The following is a 17,423-nucleotide window of genomic DNA, read 5'->3' on the forward strand; positions in this document are numbered from 1 at the left end:
TGGGTGATACGAAGATACAAGTGAATGAAAAACAAGCAGCTTTTGCTGACTGTTCCGTGACAAGTGTAGCGCGCACGGGGGAGGGAATAAATGCCATGCCCCGTTGATGGCCTGCACCCCTCTCGACTCTGTTAAGTGAGTCCCATTTATGTGAACCATCCTTTCATTTGTTGTGAACATGTGTTTAATATCAATAACTAACTTATGACCCAGAGTAACGACCATGTTCTTCAACTCGCTCGCTGGCAGCAGCGCACTCTCTACCATCCAGATCAGCCGTCAGCATCCGCTGGGATTGGCCGCCGCCCGGATCGCGGCCGCAGCCATCGCTGCGGACATGGGCGAGAGCTATCAACTCGATTGCGAATGGGTAGATGAAGAGGAGACCGAGCTACGCTTTCGCGGCTCAGGGGTACATGGCACTCTCACCCTGGACGATGAAACTTTGCAACTGGAAGTGCATCTTGGTTTGATGCTGTTGCCAGTACGCAGCGTACTGGAGCAAGAGATCCTCGATTATGTCGACAATAGGTTACCTTGCCCCAAACGTGTTTGAAACTCTTCGTTGCACTGGTTTTAAATAAACCAGCTGTAAACGATGGCTGTTTGAAATAAGTTGGCAAGCCATATGGTTTGTCAGATTTATTATCCAGCGAGGTCTTGATTCTATTTGTCAGTAATCTTTCATCTTTATTTCATATTTCGAGTCGGCACTCATTAAAGTCATTCTGATTGCATCAAGTCTTCATCCGGATATGAGGACAGGAGCAATTTGCCGTCTCGGTAAATTCATTTTGTAGGGAAACAACCATGCCACTGAGTGAATTTATCTCCTGCGTCGATACCGCCTGGTTACGCATGGACAGACCCAACAACCTGATGCAGATCATCGGTGTCCTGATGTTTGAAGGAGAACTTGATGAAACGCGTCTGCGGGCCGGATTGCGCCACACCATTTCGGTGCAACCCCGCTTTCACCAGCGGGCCGTGCTGGAGGGGGGCTCCTACTACTGGCGTCATGATCCCGATTTCGATCTCGATCAGCACCTCAAGCGAGTGATCCTGCCGGGTGAAGCAGGCAAGCTGGAGCTGGAGAAGCTGGTGGCCGATCTCGCCTCGACGCCGCTCAACCACCAACGCCCCCTGTGGGATATGCACCTCACCGACACTTCGCTGGGTGGGCAAGCGCTGGTGGTGCGCATTCACCACGCCATGGGCGATGGCTTCTCGCTGGTGCGAGCCATGCTGACCATGATGGATAACACACCGGAAGGGGCGCCGCGACCACCGTCACCGGAGCCACTGGATGACAGCGATGACGAGGATGAGGAGGATTGCCACCAGGGCAGCCGTCTGGTGCGGGCCGGTCTCAAGCTGACCGGTAGCCTCTGGTCCAAATATGTCGAAGTGGTCACCCATCCCACCAAGGCGGTGGATTACCTCAAGACCGGGCGGGATGTGGCGAGCGAGCTGTGCAATATCGCCACCCTCGGTGATGATTCACCCTGCCGCCTGCGTGGCAAGACCACCAGCACCAAGCGGGTGGCCTGGTCGGAGCAAATTGATCTGCCGGATATCAAGGCAGTGGGCAAGGTACTGGGCTGCTCGGTAAACGATCTGCTGATCGCAGCCACCGCAGGGGCGTTTCGCCACTACCTGCAGGAGAAAGGGGATGATGCCAACAAGGTCAAGATCCGCGCCCTGGTGCCGGTCAATATGCGAGCACCGGATGATGAGGGGGCACTTGGCAACCGCTTCGGGCTGGTGGCCCTGGACTTGCCACTGAATGTTGAGCACCCGTTGCAGCGGCTCTATACCGTACGTGACCGGATGCAGGCGCTGCGCACCTCGCTGCAACCCGTGGTGGTGCTCAACCTGTTACATGCCCTTGGCATGGCCCCCAATGCGGTGCAGCAACAGGCAGTCGAGCTGCTCACGGCCAAGGCCAGCGCGGTGATCACCAATGTGCCCGGCCCGCAGCAGACCCTCTATCTGGCTGGAGCAAAATTGCGTCAACCGCTGTTCTGGGTGCCGCAATCGGGGGATATCGGCGTCGGCGTCTCCATCCTCTCTTACGATCACAAGGTGCAGCTGGGCCTTATCACCGACAAGAAGCTGGTACCGGATCCGGATCGGGTGGTCGAGCGGTTTGCGGTGGAGTTCGAGCAACTGTTGTTGCTGGTGCTGATGGAGCCGGAGCTGTTGTTTGACCCCAACGGACTGGATGCGCTGCTCGGTTGATCGTGCATTTGATAGACCGGTGGCGGCGTAGCCAACCGGTCAGCTCCCATCATAAAAGAGGCCAACCCGTGGGTTGGCCTCTTGTTTTGCTACCTCTTAGTGGCAGGAGTGACGGTTAATCCTCCAGCTCTTCGCGCGCCGCCTCCACATCGAGGCGCTCCATGGCATCCATGGGTTCGCACTCGGCCGCTTCGGCATAGAGGGCTTCGGCGGCTTTCAGGCGGCTCTTGCCGTGCAGCATCACCTGAGCGTTGGCGTACTCCATGCGGGCGATAGCCGAGTCGGGGATCAGCGCCAGCGCCTCCTTGAAGTGACGCTCGGACTCCTCCTTCTTGGCGCCATAGGTGAGGCCGCCGATCATGGCCCCCAACTTGTCGACGATCTCCGCATGCCAGGCGCCAAAGGCGATATGGGCCTCGGCGTGGTCTGGCGCCAGCTCCAGCGCCTTCTCAAGGCTTGCCTTGATCTTGTCGCCAATTCCTTGCGAGAGGGCCTTGGAGATGGAAATCACTTGACTGTAGCGACCGAGTGCCAGCGCGTGGAAATACCAGGCGTTGGCGTTCCTGGGCTGGCGCTTTTGCAGCTTCTCGGCATGACTGGCCGCCCGCTCGAAGGCGGCTCGTTTGGCATACTTGTCCTCCAGCAGATAGCTGGCGTGGATCACCAGCGCCTTGTTTGCCACATTGAGGCCCGCCTCACCGGCCGCTTCACCAAGAGCGACGGCCCGGGCAAAATCCCCGGCATGATAGGCCCGCCAGGCATCCTGTACCTGTTCATCCTCGGGCCAGGGTTCGGCATCCCCCTGATGGAGTCGATCCCAGTTGTCCGCCAGCTTCTGGCCGGCATAGTCATAGGCCGCATCCGCGTAGGGGAAGGGGACAAATTCGAGTTGTGAAGTGGTCATGCTTGTTCTCCCTGTAGCATGTGAATCAAACCTTGTCGGTGTAGTGGTGGGCGAGGGCGCCCAGATGAGCACGGGCATCGGCCCGCAAATAGGGTGCGACCAGCTGCATCACCTGAAAGACGCCGAGGGCAATATCGGCGTCCGCCTTGGGGTGCAGTGCCCGCTGGTAAGAGATCCAGAATGTGCCCACCAGCGCAACATTGGCCGCCAGCGTGCGCATCTGTTGCGCTGTGCCCTCCATCAGCCCGACCGTTTGCAGATGGTTGCAAATGGCGATGGCGGTCTGCTCCTTGCGGCGCAGCAGGGCGGAAAAGCGCTGTTCCACCTGATGATAACCACTCATCAGGGTCGCGATATCGTAGTAGAGGAAACGGTACTGCCAGATGGCTTCAAACATCAGGTGGAGAAAGAGCCAGATATCTTCGGGCTCATCGGACGGGGTGCTGACCGCCTCCAGCAGGCGATCCATCTGCTGTTCAAATTCGCAGAACAGGGCGTTGACGATCTCCTCCTTGTTGTGGAAGTGGTAGTAGAGATTGCCCTGGCTGATCTCCATTTCGGCCGCAATGGCCGAGGTGGTGACGCTGGGTTCCCCTTGTCGATTGAAGCAGGCGAGGGCAGTGGTCAGGATCCGCTCCCGGGTACGACGTTTGGGTTTGCGATCCATGCTACTCCTTTGGTGATGAACGGCGCACGCCGTGGCGATAGCGTTTGGCAAGCCAGTGCTGCAACTGCTCCAGCGACTTGTCGAGGGCGGCAACCGAGCCAATGCCGGGGGCCAGCAGGGTGCGATCTTCATCGGCCAGCGCGGCCAGATTGAGCTCGAGGCCATGCTTGGCAAGCACCGGCGCCAGCTCGTCACGACGCAGCCAGAGATCGCGGCGGGTATGCTGGTAAGCGTGCTCGCAGAGGCGGCGACGATCCCGGTAACTGAACACATTGGTGAAGAACATCTCGCCATCGGCAGAAGAGGGCTCAAACAGCAGGGCGTCGGCGTCGGGATATTGGTGCTTGTAGCGATCCATCCCCACATGCATGCGGGAGTGGATGATGGCGCGAAAAGTCTGGGCCAGCACCACCGGCAGACCGCTGTCCACCAGATTGGTCGGGGTGCCGGCGGCCATGTCCGCATCATAGGGCACCAGCGGATTGATGCAGAACACCAGATCCGCCCCCTCTTCCAGCGCTACCGAAGCGTGCAGAGTCTTGATCAGCGCCCCGTCCACATAGTAACGACCGTTGATCAATGAAGGGGGAAAGAGGCCGGGCAGGGCGGCTGACGCCTGTACCGCCGCCGAGATGGGCACGTCATCGAGCCCCGGGCTGCCGAAGGCGACCGGATGGCCGGTATCGAGTTCGGTAGCGACCACAAACAGTCGACTGCGCAGCTGGCGGAAATCATTGCTGCGGCCGGGACGAGAGAAAAACTGGGTCAGGGTGCGATCCACCCCGCGGTTGTCGAACAGTCCGGTCGGAATGGCCTTGGAGAGCCCCTGCAGCGATTCAAACAGGCTGCGCTTCCAGGGCGCCGCCAAATAGTAGGTCAGGCTCTGCCACGCCAGTGGCGGGATCGAGGTCAGGCGGTCGGCATATTCACGAAAAGCGGGTCGCAGCAAGGTGGCCGGGTCAAACATCTCCCCTGAATCATCGCTGAGCAGGATCCGCACCAGCTTAGCCGGCGAGATGCCGTTGGCCAGCGCCGACGCCACCACGGCCCCCGAACTGACGCCAACATAGATATCGGCATGGTCAAGGCGCAAGCCGTTGATGCTGTCAGAGAGGGCTGCGCAGGCACCGATCTCGTAGATGCCGCCGAGCGGCCCGCCGCCAGCAAGGGCAATTGCGATGGTACTCATAGCGTCGCCTCTCTATCCATGACATTCTCCATGACAAGACCGGCCCAGCGCAGGGCATGGGCCGGTATCAATCACCTTCCGTCACCGCGAGGGATCAGGGCAGAACACTCTCTGCTTTGGCTTTCACCTCTTTCACCGCATCTTCAGCGGCGGAGAGGAGATCGGCGGCCTGCTCAACCACGGCCTCTTTGGCCTTGGCTACCGGTACCTTCTTTACCGGAGGCTTGCGGGCCGCGGGCTTTTTGGCGGCAGCCGGTTTGGCTTCAGCGGCAGGGGCCTCCTCTTCCTGCGCATCCAGCAGTTGCTGGACCACGTCGGTCAGCTCGGCCATGCGCTTGGAAAGCTTGTCGATATCCTTGCGGGTCGGGATGCCGAGGCTGGCCACAGCGCGGGCCACGCGATCTTCAAACACCTGCTCCAGACGGCCCCAGGTATTGGCGGTCTTGTCGGTCACAGCGGCAATCTTCTCATCTGCGCTCTGACGGGTTTTTGCTTGCAGTGCTTCACCTTCTTGCACCAGGGCTTCAAAGATCTTGCCACCCTCTTCCTGTGCTTTGGCATAGGCACCCAGACCCGCCAACCAGATCTGCTGGGTGGACTCCTTGATGGTGGAGGTGAGTTGGTTGTCGGTCACTGACCCTGCCAGCGCTTTCAATTTCTTAGCCATGATCTTCTCCTTGAATAACGACTGTTAAATGTAATGGCGACAACGAAACTGCAATCGGGTTGTGGCATTACTGATTTTTCAACTTCAGTCTAGGGACAAAAAATAGAGGGTTCTACCTAATAACGGAACAGGCACACCACCGAAATTAGGGTTTGCTCACGAACCGACAATCAAATTGCGGATTCCCATATGAATCGTGATATATCTAACAACCTAGTAACACCCTAATCAGTAGCAGGATTCTCTTTATGAACTATTTCATTACTGGCGGTAGTGGTTTTATCGGGCGTCGATTGATCAAAAAGTTATTCCAACAGCATCCCGACTGTACCGTCTATTTTCTGATGCGCGCCTCTCATCAGGAGAAATTGTCAGAGTTGTTCTCATTCTGGAATGTGGATGAATCGCGCGCAGTCCCGGTTTTTGGCGACATGACACAACCGCTGCTGGGGGTATCGGTCAAGATGCAGGAGCAGTTGATCGGCAAGATAGACCACTTCTTCCATCTGGCTGCGATCTATGATCTCAACGCCAAGGCGGGGATCCAGCAGCAGGTCAACACCGAAGGGACCCGTCAGGCTGTTCAACTTGCCGAGCGGCTGGGGGCTGGACAGTTCCACCACTGCAGCTCCATCGCTGCAGCGGGTCTGTTCGACGGTCTGTTTCGCGAGGACATGTTCGATGAGGCCGAACACCTCGACATGCCTTACTTCCAGACCAAGCACGAAGCGGAAGGGATTGTGCGAAACGAGTGCACTATTCCATGGCGGGTCTACCGCCCGGGCATCGTTGTCGGTGACTCCAATACCGGTGAGATGGACAAGATCGACGGCCCTTACTACTTCTTCAAGACCATCCAGAAGCTGCGTCGTCTGCTGCCGCCATGGATGCCGGCCATCGGGGTTGAGGGCGGACGCATCAACATAGTGCCGGTCAACTTTGTGGTCGATGCCATGGTACATATCGCCCATCAGGAGGGAGAGGAAAACAAAACCTTCCATCTGACCGACCCCAACCCGATGCGGGTCGGCGATATGCTGAGCACCTTCTCTCGCGCCGCCCATGCGCCGGAGCCTGCTATCCGCATCAACGCCTCTCTCTTTAACTTCATTCCCCGCCACCTGACCGCCATGCTGATGACCATGGCACCGGTGCGCCGCATTCGCGATGCCGCCATCGCCGATCTGGGTCTGCCCAAGGATGTGTTCCGCCTTATCAGCTATCCCACCCGTTTCGACAGTCGCGAAACCCAGCGAGTACTGAAAGGGACAGGCATCGAAGTACCGCCGCTGCACAGCTACGCCTGGCGGCTGTGGGATTACTGGGAGCGTCACCTCGACCCCGAACTCTTCATCGATCGATCTCTGCGTGGTCGGGTCGAGGGCAAGGTGGTGCTGGTGACCGGGGCCACCTCCGGCATTGGCCGTGCAACCGCACGCAAGCTGGCGGGGGCGGGGGCCAACGTCGTTACCATCGCCCGCGACGAGCAGAAGATTGCCGAAACTAAAGCCGAGTTCGCCGAGCTGGGGCTGACCATCGAGATCTATCAGGGGGATCTCTCCAATCTGGCGCAGGCCGAGGAGATCACCGCTCGTATCGTGGCCGATCACGGCGGCGTCGATATTCTGGTCAACAATGCCGGCCGCTCCATCCGTCGCTCCATCGAGGACTCCTTCGATCGCTTCCACGATCTGGAACGCACCATGCAGCTCAACTACTTCGGCGCGCTCAAGGTGATCATGGGGGTGCTGCCCACCATGATCGAGAAGAAGAAAGGCCACATCATCAACATTTCCTCCATCGGGGTGTTGACCAATGCACCGCGCTTCTCCGCCTATGTTGCCTCCAAATCTGCCCTCGATGCCTGGGTGCGTACCGCCGCCTCCGAGTTTGCCGATAAAGGGGTGAGCTTCTCCATCATCAATATGCCGCTGGTGAAAACGCCGATGGTCGCACCGACCAAGGTCTATGAGCAGGTACCGATGATGACGCCGGAAGAGGCGGCCGATCTGGTATGCGATACCATCATCAACAAGCACGTTCGTCTGGCCACTCGCCTCGGGGTATTTGGTCAGGTGGTTCACGCTCTGGCACCTCGGGTGGCACAGGTCATCATGAACACCAGCTTTCGTACCTTTGCCGATCCCAAGGATGGCGACAAGTCCAAGGCCACCGCCGATCAGGTTGCCGTCTCGACCCTGATCAAGGGGATACACTTCTAACCGGGTGATGGGATAAAGAGATCAACAGGGGCCTGAGCAATCAGGCCCCTGTTTTATTTGGAATAACAGTTGAAGGACGAATAAGGAGGGTCAGACTCGGGACAACAGATCAAGCAGCAGATCAGTCGTGCGACGGGAGTAGAGCAGAGATAGATGGCCAATGGCAGGCAACTCGATATCTTCCATTCCCGCCAATCGTTGCCGCTCCTGCGGCATCACCACATTGTCGTGACTGGTGCGCACCGAGATGCCGGGTACGCAAAGCGGCACCGAAGCAAAACGCTGCAACCAGCCGGAACCGGGCTCCATCTCACGGGCATTGGCCCCAAGCCCAAGGGCGGCAAGCTGACTGCCCTGATGAGGGGTGGCCAGGGTGATCAGGCACTCTACCTTGTCACCACCATGGAGAGCCAGATAGTCGCGGCAGACCAGCCCGCCCATACTGTGACCGACCAGCACCAGCTTGTCAGCCCCAGTGTGCGCGAGCACATCGTCAATTCGCTTGGCCAGTAGAGGCACCATCTCATCGATATGACCAAATGGTGGCATCAAGGTAATGGTGGCGACCACATGGCCTGCGGTCTCCAGTCGGGTGCGCTGGGTACGCCAGATCCCGCGACTGCAACCGTAACCATGCACCAGCAATACGGGGCGCTGGCACGGACGCAGCCGATCGGGTGCCATTAGCAAAGGCTCGAACGGTAGCAACAAGGTGAAGGTGTAAAGGTAGGCCAACATCTCCTGCGCCATCATCTTCACCCTGCGCCAGGGGCCGATAGCTGGGGAGGGGTAGAAACGGGTAAACAGCCAGCTGCCGAGCACCACCAGACAGCGCAATCCAAGCAGGGCAAACACGACAAACAGCAGGGTCAGTAACCAGGGGAGTCCCACGACCAAATGGGCGATACTCCCGAGGAGCAGCACCTCTACCATCAGCAGAATAAACAGGTGTCGTACGATCGTCATAAGGCCATGATCCGACCAGTCTGACGTGGAAGTCAAACGACACTTTGAGACAGCTTGATCCAGCGCGGCTTTTGTCGCTAAACCCCGGCGAACTCTTTTCCGGTGAGGTTATTTGCAATACTGTATATCCATACATATACTCTATCCATCATCACCAAGAGGAGGCCATCATGGCTGTCGAGATCAAATATGTGGTTGTCCGTGGGGGAGTGGAAAAAATGACCTTTGCCAGCAAAAAAGAGGCCGATGCCTATGACAAGCTGCTGGATACGGCCGATGAGTTGATGACCCTGTTGGCTGGCGCCCCGATCGAGCTGGCGCCAGAGCAGCAAGAGAGTCTGGCATTCTACCTGGCAGAGCAGCGCGATGTGCTGCAAACCCTGCTGCGTGGCGGCAAGGTTCAGGCTGGCACGAAAGAGGAAGAGACTCCAGCAGCCAAGCGCAAGGAGAAGCCACTCAAACAGGTGGCCTGATTGCCCAAGCCTGCTATTTCTCGGGATAAACAGCTCACCGCATTCACTTTATTTGCATTTAAAACCATTCTTACGACTATTTACCCCGAGAGTTTTCTAACAACGGTGCATATACAATGCATAACTGAATAGCGTGCACCACTGAGCGACATCAGCCAGGTCTATGAGGAAATAATGAGCAAACGGTGGAGAGAACGTTATCCAGATCGCTCCCGGTGACCTTAATCAGCAACAAGAGGCAGTACCAATCCCAAGAGAAGCCGCATTCATCTATCACGAGCCCTTTTCTAGCAACTCGGCTCACAGGCTCATATCGACTCGACTCATCTCATCATCAACAAGCAACACCATGACTCAACAACCATTATCCTTGCCGCCCGCCATGCCGCTGTTTGACAGCCTTATCTATCTGGAAGCTGGCAATCCGCAGGTCAATCAGTACCTTGCCAACCTCAGCCTCAATGATGTGCCCGATGCCGGGCTGGTTTACGAACTGGCGGTCGATTGGCTGCTAGAGCAGCGCAACAGCGAAAACAACTACAAAACCTATCGCAGCGAACTAACCACTTTTTTGCACTGGTGCTTTCGCGAGGCGGCCATCAGCCCGAAAGATCTCACTCGCCGCATCATGATCCGCTATCTCGACTACTGTCAGTCCCCCCCTGACGAGTTGATCGCCTATCGCAACGTGGCGCAATTTGTCCTCGACAAGGAGTGGGGAGAGCGGTTGCCCAATCCGCAATGGCGACCGTTTCTCGGCAAGCGGGAGCTGGGCCGCACCTTGCCCTATCGCCTGAGCGAGCAGGCGATGAAGACCAAGCTGGCCATCTTGTCGGCCTTCTTCCAGTTTCTGATCCAGGAGGAGTACATGGAAAGGAATCCCGCTCTGCTGCTGCAGCGGGTCAAACGGCCGCAGCAGCTGGAGGCCGATGATCAGGTGCAGGCCTTCAGCGAGTTGCAGTGGTCATACGTGATGCAGGCCGCCGACACCCTTGCCAACGACCATCCGGAGCAGCACGAGCGCAGCCGTTTTCTCACCATTCTGATGTACGCCTGCTATCTGCGGATCTCTGAGGTTGCAGCCCGGCCGGGCTTTACCCCTGTGATGGGGCAGTTCAGGCGGGATCGCAAAACCGGCGTCTGGGGCTACTTTATTCCGCAAAGCAAAGGGGGCAAACGGCGTACCGTAGCGGTATCCCAAGCGCTGTTGGCGGCACTCGAACGCTACCGCCGTTTCCTCGGTCTCTCTCCCTTGCCAACACCGGATGAACAGACGCCACTGTTCGTTCGCCATAAAGCGGCAGCCCACGGCCGCGAGCAGGGTGAGCTAAACGCCAACCTGGGAATTCGCCAGCTACGGGATTTGATCATGGTGATCATCGGTAAAGGCGCAGAATTGGCAGAGCAGGATGGATTTGCCCAGGATGCAGCCGAAATGCGGAAACTCTCTCCCCATGCGATCCGCCATACCGGAATCACCCATGATATCAATCTGCACGGGCGGCCGCTCTCCCACGTACAGGCCGATGCAGGACATGACAGCATCGATACCACTTCGAAATACCTGCACACCAGCAACAGTGAACGACATGAGAGCGCCCAGCAAAAGCCGCTGGACCGATTGAACCAACAAGTGAGAGATAACGTTCACAAAAGCTAACGAACAACGTGACATGACCCCTGATTTGTATTGACTGCTCTTAGAACACAGAATGGCTTGTTTGGGGTGTCATAGAAGTTGGCGCGGCAATGTTGTACTTCTCTGGATGGCAATCGGTTCAGGAAATATTTTTGGCTCACATGGATGATTCAGAACAGGCCCCTTGCCATCTGCGGCATACATATTTATCCCGTAGCAGAGAAGCAAAAAACGGAATTGCTTGCTGAAACACCGAGAACACTCGATGCCGAAAGCAATCATATTCGGTTGAACAGCGCCTTGTTATCACACTTGCATATCCAGTCATCATTGGTGATATTGATATCAATATTAACGAGATACCAAGGAGCGGGTATGCAAGTGGCAGTGGTGGAAAAGACCTTCAGGATCGTTGGCAAAGGGTCTCTCATAGCCCAGTTCACCTTTATCTCTTCAGGCACGCTGCATATCTGGTTTCCGGATGTGGGCCTGCAGATGGAGGCCCACTGCAAAGAGTTGCGTATCGAAGATTGCACCATTATCTATACCAATGGCCTCCATTACGGCCAGCCCCGAGCACTCTGGTCCTTAACTCTCCATCCCGATGATATGAATGAGCTCAAACGCATATTGCAGCAGTTCAACAGCAACCTCTACTTGACCTGCCAGCCACCCACATTGGCCATCGCCAAACGTGTCTTGAATATGAATTGACCCGACTTCCAAAAAAGTCGCAATCATGCCAGCCACAACAATAAGCCGTGAGGATTAAGGGGAGGGGAATCTATCGCGATAGTCGGCATTTTAATAGCTGTATTACAAGGGGGTGTAGTGGTCAACTAAATCCGGACACTTGGTTAGGCCGAACCTCGGCTTTTGCTGACGGTATCCCGTCATTGTGGTCATGTGGACGCCGCCAGTTGTAGTCATCCATCAGGTAATAACTGATATCCCGCGTCGCCTCCCGCACGCTCATATATCCCATAGCCGGGAGCCACTCTGACTCCAGGCTTCTGAACAGTCGCTCCATCGGGGCATTATCCCAGCAGGAAGTGGGCACATCGAAAGCGCACCAGACCAGGGTGATGAGGGCTTGCTCTCTTAGAGCCGCTAACAAAACCGTTCAACAAAGCGTAGGCAGATAACGGCGCAAGCCAGCGTCAACAAGGCGAGATGGATATCCAACCGTCGCTCGAAACGTATTCGTAGCTTCCCAAAGCCTGCTAGCCAACCATGAGTGCGTTCTACAACCCAGCGATGACAACCCAATCGCTCATTGCTATCGATGCCTCGCCGGGCAATACGAACCTTGATACCCCGTCGCCTCAGATAATCTCGACAACGGCGAAAATCATACCCTTTGTCTGCGTGTAGCTTGTCAGGTCGACATCGTGGTCGCCCTCTCTTACCTGCTAACGCCGGAAGTGCATCCAACAAGGGCTCAAACATTATCGAGTCATGGCGATTGGCGCCTGATACAAGCACTGCGAGCGGTATGCCCTGACGGTCCACCACTATGTGTCGTTTACTGCCCAGCTTGCCTCTGTCTGTCGGGTTACGTCCTGTTTCCTGGCCCCCCGGGGGCTGGCTACGCTCGCGCCATCGAGGCTTGTTCTACTCCAGTCGATGTGGCCAGCTTGATGTAGCTGGCTCAGGAGCGCCACGTGAAGTCGCTGCCAGATGCCTTGAGCTTGCCAATCACGTAGGCGACGCCAGCACGTCATTCCGCTGCCAAAACCCAAAGACTGGGGTAAGTCCTCCCACGGGATCCCGGTAGTAAGGACAAACAGAATACCGTTGAGAACGGCATAGTCATCGAGGCGTGGACGGCCACCCCGTGGCGAAGGCTGGTGAGGTGGCAGAAGTGGCTGCAAGGACTTCCATAGCTGGTTACTGATGATTTTTCGTGTCATGCCGGCTATGTGGGGACTGGTATCGTTCGAATCAACTTAGTTTTGTTAGCGGCTATTAATCGGTCTATCAGCGCGTACGTGTGAACTCGTCCGTCATCAAGAGAGCCGTAGCCTTTTTTAGAATGTCCTTTTCGCGCTCGAGCCGATTGATGCGGGCTTCCAGCTCCTCGTTCGGATTGCAGTTGCTGAACCCAGCGGCGCAGTACGGTTTCACCGACATCCAGTGAACGGCTGGCTTCAGGGACAAAATATCCTTGGTCGAGCACCAGGGATGCGGCTTCGAGTTTGAATTCGGCAGTAAATGAACGACGTAATCTTGTCATTGAACACCTCAGGTCATGGTGGCGACTGTACCATCTAAAATGGTGTCCGGGATGATTAGACCACTACAGGGAGTATCAATATTTCCAGAGAGAGACCTCTCAAGTAGGGGACAGATATTTCCAAGAATATTCACGGTAATGACGTTAGTTATAACGGTGCCAATCAAACTTAACGTTCCATTGGTGAGGGGTACTAATTTAATAGTTGACTCTTGTCTCAAAATGGGACATTTCGGTGATGTGGGGCAGGGCGGTTGACTGTGTTATTCTGTTGTCGCTGCAAGAGCATCTGCAGGAGGAATCAACCAGATATTGTCCTTCTGCTTTGGGCAGTCAGATCGCTGGAGGTCTGTGTGTAGCCTCGATCCTGATCGATTTCCGAACCTTTAAGCTAAGGAAAGGCTGCGGGCTACTGCTTTCAACAAGCCTAGTTATCTCTCACAATGATGCCGATAAACAGGGTTATCGGCATTTGCTTATCTGAATGCTATCCCTATCACTTATGAGGTGTATAGCCAGGGAATTGGAACAGAAGGCCATATCGAGCAGACATGGTATCTCTGATCACTTCCAAATCTCGTTCTTTGTAAAGCGAGTCCGGCAAGCCTTCAATTAAAGCACACAAGTTTTCGAACTTTGGTTGCAGCTCTACTGGTGAATCGTTCTCTGCTGAGATGTGAGCTAACATCTGCCCATAAGTCTCATTGAGCGACTGAGCTATGAATATAGGTCAGCGCGCTAAGCAGCTTCTCATAGGCATAGGTGTTGCTGATCGTCATGGAAGATCCTCTGTAGTTACTCGGTGATACTTCACCGGTGTCAATTATGCATCACCAGGGATCCGGAACAATTGTGTACATTTCAATGGCTTGCCATAATCGGCAACTTTAGACAGCTGTTCGTCAAGCGTGTCGGCTCACTCAAACTTGGAGGTTAAATTATCTCACCTGGTAACGTGGTATTGGGGTCACACTGAGCCAACAGTTCTTCCAGTGTGTAGCTCGGCTTGCCATCATCGCGCAGTTTGGCGCGAGCACGCTCCACATCATCAAGCACCGCAGTCAGCAGCGCCGGATCACCATCTTCAAGAGCTGCCAGCAGATAGGCAACCATGTCGGCCTCAGTGGCCAAGACGTCAGCCACATCAAAGCGGCTCCATTGTTCAGTTCTCTTCATTCCGTCCTCCTGCACCCGTCATTGCGCATAATGTCCTGTGTTTATGTTTAGCGCTGCCGTCCTGCTAACCTGCGCAGCAGCAGGACGCCCGCAGGGGCGTTGAATATAAACCGCATTATGCGCAACCGCATGAAAACCCCCTGAGAATGCCCTCCAGGTACGCCCGCGCTTCCGTGGTCGAGCCCTCTAGTGAGTTCCAGCCTCCCGAACCCTGACCGACCGAGCCTGACGGGGCCCCGCTTGCGGGGTGTCAGCCTCGGCCGGTCAGGCGGAAGCCACGAACTCTAACTGTGGCTTTGACTCCGAGAGCCGGACGCACACTGGGGCTAAGTCTTTAGTCTTTTCAGATGGTTAGCGCATAAAATGAGGGTAGGGGAGTTACTCGGGGGTTCGGGGGTCCCGCGGGGGGGCGTAGCCCCGCAGGCCTCGTGATTCATTACACCTAGATCACGGCCATCAGCTACTTCTCCTTCTTCTTCCGCAGGTAGTTCAGGTAGTCCTCCTCCCTGATCTCCTGGAGCCCCTTCTGTATCAGGATCTTCAGCACCTCTGTGTCCTTCAGGCTCGTCTTTGTGGCGATCACTGCCTTTACAGTCTCAGATTCAACCCGTCTCCACGTCGCGTCATCTATGTGTTTGGTAGGCATATCAACCCTTTCAATTTCAACCATGTGTATCCATACAGTCTAACCGTCTTTGAATCTGAGATTCATAGTTTCTTGACATCTAAGCTCTGAGAACCTAATGTTCCGTGTAATCCTAATTTCTTAGAAAATTAGGCAAAAACGATAATCGGCACGGGACGCCAAAAAATGTACGACTTCTGGGAAATCCATATTCCTTTTCACGACCGGTTCTGCACTGTGCAGCGCGTTGGCGCTGGTGCATCCGATATCGTTGGAATGGTGGATCTTGAAGAGTGCGGGCGCCGAGGCTTACAGCTGGGCTCTAGACGAGTCGAATTTGCAATAGACGGAGAGGGAACGCTCCATGACCTGTACCATCCCTGGGAGTCTCTCCCTTCAAGCTTCACTGACGTTGCCTGTAAGCTCCACCAAGCTCACCTCAAGCGCAGTTGGCCTTGCATTGCTATCAAAGCATCACCGGCTAAGCTGCTGCAGGGTCACAACGTCTACGGGCCAGACTGTGCTGCTACTGGCATCCTCGAACTACTCGCGGCATTTCGTCGAGCCCTGCCCGCTGTTGCCGATATGCTCGACTTCGGCTCCGCTCACATTCGCCGCGTAGACGTTACCTACTCCATCAAGCTCCCTGACGCTGAGACCATGGCCAACTGCTTGAGCGCCATTGGCCAGCTGTCCCACCGCCACCTCCGCGCCGCCAAAGAGGCGGACTACGAGAGCACCATCTACTTCAACCGCCGCTCCCAAGACCAGCAGGATGCAGGCCGTAGCAAGGTTCTGGTGGTGTACGCCAAGCACAACGAGATGATCCATCAGCTTGAGCGTCTGCAGGCTGCAGCACGTAAAGAGAAGACCAGCCGGTATAACTCGGTCATCGCCGCGCTGGCCTCGCCAGAACTGCAGGACTTCGCTACCAATCGCCTGCGCTTTGAAGGCCGTGGGCTCACCCGCTGGTTTGAGCAAAAGCAGATCCCGCGCAACGTGTGGCAGTTCCTCGCCTGGGTGGCCGAGTTCGAGAAGAAAGAGGGCATGACGTTCTGTGAGTGGGCATGGCGTGACATGTTCAGCGACATGATGACCGCCCTCGGTGATAGCAAGGTACAGCTGACCCAAGACGTCAAAGTGCAGAAGCTTCTGCGCGAAACTTATGGAAGATGTAAACAGATTTCAAACCCTGACGGGTCTTTCACTGACAAATGGAACTACACCAGAGCCGACCGGCTCATGATGTTCTATCGCTCCTTGGCTACCGAAGGTTGGGCTAAGACCAAGCGCCTCACTGCGTCCAGCTCGTTCTATGACTCTGTGAAGGCTCTGCTGGATGTCGGCATCACTAAGGCGCAGCTGCAGAACCTTCGCAACAAGAAGACTGCCAAGCTCCTGCACCTGATCAAAATGGACTTCACCGCTCAACGCCCCGCCGGTTACGTGGAGCCCGTTGGTACGGTCATGGATACCGCCCGCGATATGGCGAGTATCGGCTCCATGTTCGGCAAGGGCTTTGTCCAGGCACTCGGCGAATCCCGCGAACAGCTGATAGCCAAAGAGGTGAGCAAGGTTGCTGGCCTGCCGCTGGATGCTGCCGGTTACTGCGTTTCCCATCTGGTCGCCGGTCGGCCAATCCGCCTCAATGGCGAAACTCGGCGGCATGGGGGGCGAGCAGCTGCACCTGGCCGTCTTCGAAGATGGCACGTTCGAACTCGTTCGCGGCAACGTCAATGAGTACCGCGCAGACAACAAGCTCCCCGAACCTGAGCAGGTTGTCGAGTATGACGATGAACAGTTGGCCGCTGATTTTGCCGACTACCTGGGGGCTCCAAAGTCCACTGAATTTGATGTCCGGTCACATGCCGATGTGGAACATCGCAAGTTGTCCATTGTGCTCGATTCGCTCCGCTCCGAACTGGCCGACGCCGAACTCGACCACGAGAAAATCCCGCAGGCTATCGCGCTGCGCGAACGTATTCGCCACACCAAGGCACGGCTTGACCGGCTCTGGTACTGGGCACATCAGGCCACCGACTCACGGGGCCGCACTATCAAAAGCGAGGAAATGATATGTCAGGAATGACCATGGTTGTTAACGCCCTGCAGGTGCGCTTCGGTCGCATGGATGAGCAAGGGCAAGAAGGCTTCGAGTGGGCAAACATGCACGTTGTCGAAGACGAACTGCAGATTGATTCCGGCTTCGCCGGTGTGAACATCGGTAAGCTGCCGCTGGATACCCAGAACGGCAACAAGCTTGCCAAGGATCTGCACGCTGCAGCTCGTGCCGGTGGTGTGCTCCCTGGCTTTATCGAAGTCACTATGGCCCCGCAGTTCAGCATGAAGCAGACGAAGCTCGTTGTGGTCGGCTGGAAGCCGGTCAGTCAGTCAGCCCCGCAGGCTAAGGCCTCCTGA

16 protein-coding genes and 3 pseudogenes are annotated in these 17,423 nt (G+C 56.2%); 9 read left to right on the forward strand and 10 right to left on the reverse strand.

All coding sequences use genetic code 11. The features are described from left to right. Positions 1 to 223: 223 nt before the first annotated feature. On the forward strand, positions 224 to 556 hold the full coding sequence (locus tag I6L49_RS05135; protein WP_216950776.1) for a polyhydroxyalkanoic acid system family protein: 333 nt from the start codon (positions 224 to 226) through the stop codon (positions 554 to 556). Positions 557 to 810: 254 nt separating this feature from the next. Then, positions 811 to 2,241 (forward strand): wax ester/triacylglycerol synthase family O-acyltransferase, encoded by a 1,431-nt coding sequence (locus I6L49_RS05140; protein ID WP_216950777.1) that lies wholly within the window; start codon positions 811 to 813, stop codon positions 2,239 to 2,241. 115 nt (positions 2,242 to 2,356) lie between these two features. Here I6L49_RS05140 and I6L49_RS05145 read toward each other — a convergent pair whose 3' ends face one another. The 4 genes from I6L49_RS05145 to I6L49_RS05160 all read right to left on the reverse strand — a co-directional run bounded on the left by I6L49_RS05145 (position 2,357) and on the right by I6L49_RS05160 (position 5,668). Beyond that, the gene (locus I6L49_RS05145) at positions 2,357 to 3,145 is read right to left on the reverse strand and encodes a hypothetical protein (protein WP_204383176.1); all 789 of its coding nucleotides are present in this window, start codon (positions 3,143 to 3,145) and stop codon (positions 2,357 to 2,359) included. A gap of 25 nt (positions 3,146 to 3,170) precedes the next feature. Further along, positions 3,171 to 3,812: a TetR/AcrR family transcriptional regulator gene (locus tag I6L49_RS05150; protein WP_005345492.1), complete on the reverse strand. Its 642-nt coding sequence runs from the start codon at positions 3,810 to 3,812 to the stop codon at positions 3,171 to 3,173. A gap of 1 nt (position 3,813) precedes the next feature. Continuing rightward, complete coding sequence (locus tag I6L49_RS05155; protein WP_202004554.1) at positions 3,814 to 5,001, reverse strand: patatin-like phospholipase family protein; 1,188 nt, start codon at positions 4,999 to 5,001, stop codon at positions 3,814 to 3,816. A gap of 94 nt (positions 5,002 to 5,095) precedes the next feature. Beyond that, entirely contained in the window at positions 5,096 to 5,668 is a 573-nt protein-coding gene (locus I6L49_RS05160) for a phasin family protein (protein ID WP_201992208.1), read from the reverse strand. Positions 5,669 to 5,916: 248 nt separating this feature from the next. On the opposite strand from I6L49_RS05160, the gene I6L49_RS05165 reads away from it, so the two are divergent. Beyond that, the gene (locus I6L49_RS05165) at positions 5,917 to 7,890 is read left to right on the forward strand and encodes an SDR family oxidoreductase (protein WP_216950778.1); all 1,974 of its coding nucleotides are present in this window, start codon (positions 5,917 to 5,919) and stop codon (positions 7,888 to 7,890) included. Between the two features lie 90 nt (positions 7,891 to 7,980). Here the strand turns inward: I6L49_RS05165 and I6L49_RS05170 are convergent, their stop codons facing one another. Continuing rightward, entirely contained in the window at positions 7,981 to 8,856 is an 876-nt protein-coding gene (locus I6L49_RS05170; RefSeq protein ID WP_216950779.1) for a triacylglycerol lipase, read from the reverse strand. Positions 8,857 to 9,026: 170 nt separating this feature from the next. On the opposite strand from I6L49_RS05170, the gene I6L49_RS05175 reads away from it, so the two are divergent. The 3 genes from I6L49_RS05175 (at position 9,027) to I6L49_RS05185 (ending at position 11,682) form a co-directional block, all read left to right on the forward strand. Then, a complete protein-coding gene (locus I6L49_RS05175) occupies positions 9,027 to 9,329 on the forward strand; it encodes a YebG family protein (protein WP_042055032.1) in 303 nt (100 codons plus the stop codon). 382 nt (positions 9,330 to 9,711) lie between these two features. Next, the gene (locus I6L49_RS05180) at positions 9,712 to 10,989 is read left to right on the forward strand and encodes a tyrosine-type recombinase/integrase (RefSeq protein WP_216951596.1); all 1,278 of its coding nucleotides are present in this window, start codon (positions 9,712 to 9,714) and stop codon (positions 10,987 to 10,989) included. A gap of 354 nt (positions 10,990 to 11,343) precedes the next feature. Next, complete coding sequence (locus I6L49_RS05185) at positions 11,344 to 11,682, forward strand: hypothetical protein (RefSeq protein WP_201905386.1); 339 nt, start codon at positions 11,344 to 11,346, stop codon at positions 11,680 to 11,682. Positions 11,683 to 11,803: 121 nt separating this feature from the next. On the opposite strand, the pseudogene I6L49_RS05190 reads toward I6L49_RS05185, so the two are convergent. The 5 genes and pseudogenes from I6L49_RS05190 to I6L49_RS05210 all read right to left on the reverse strand — a co-directional run. Continuing rightward, a pseudogene (locus I6L49_RS05190) lies at positions 11,804 to 12,019 on the reverse strand (integrase core domain-containing protein); the annotation flags it as partial. A gap of 140 nt (positions 12,020 to 12,159) precedes the next feature. After that, positions 12,160 to 12,881 (reverse strand): annotated as a pseudogene (locus tag I6L49_RS05195) (IS5 family transposase); the annotation flags it as partial. Positions 12,882 to 12,937: 56 nt separating this feature from the next. Next, positions 12,938 to 13,204 (reverse strand): annotated as a pseudogene (locus I6L49_RS05200) (transposase); the annotation flags it as partial. A 933-nt stretch (positions 13,205 to 14,137) separates the two neighbouring features. After that, complete coding sequence (locus I6L49_RS05205) at positions 14,138 to 14,380, reverse strand: DNA-binding protein (protein WP_216950780.1); 243 nt, start codon at positions 14,378 to 14,380, stop codon at positions 14,138 to 14,140. Between the two features lie 460 nt (positions 14,381 to 14,840). After that, positions 14,841 to 15,050: a hypothetical protein gene (locus tag I6L49_RS05210; RefSeq protein ID WP_234915500.1), complete on the reverse strand. Its 210-nt coding sequence runs from the start codon at positions 15,048 to 15,050 to the stop codon at positions 14,841 to 14,843. 141 nt (positions 15,051 to 15,191) lie between these two features. Between I6L49_RS05210 and I6L49_RS05215 the strand changes: the two genes are divergently transcribed. The 3 genes from I6L49_RS05215 to I6L49_RS05225 are packed head-to-tail and all read left to right on the forward strand — an operon-like array spanning position 15,192 to position 17,423. Next, positions 15,192 to 16,745: a phage/plasmid replication protein, II/X family gene (locus I6L49_RS05215; RefSeq protein ID WP_216950781.1), complete on the forward strand. Its 1,554-nt coding sequence runs from the start codon at positions 15,192 to 15,194 to the stop codon at positions 16,743 to 16,745. After that, complete coding sequence (locus I6L49_RS05220) at positions 16,654 to 17,094, forward strand: hypothetical protein (RefSeq protein WP_216950782.1); 441 nt, start codon at positions 16,654 to 16,656, stop codon at positions 17,092 to 17,094. The genes I6L49_RS05215 and I6L49_RS05220 overlap by 92 nt, the downstream gene beginning before the upstream one ends. Beyond that, positions 17,082 to 17,423 (forward strand): hypothetical protein, encoded by a 342-nt coding sequence (locus I6L49_RS05225; protein WP_139473297.1) that lies wholly within the window; start codon positions 17,082 to 17,084, stop codon positions 17,421 to 17,423. Before I6L49_RS05220 ends, I6L49_RS05225 begins: the two co-directional genes overlap by 13 nt.

This window comes from Aeromonas sp. FDAARGOS 1419 (assembly GCF_019047045.1).
Taxonomy (GTDB): Bacteria; Pseudomonadota; Gammaproteobacteria; order Enterobacterales; family Aeromonadaceae; genus Aeromonas; species Aeromonas veronii.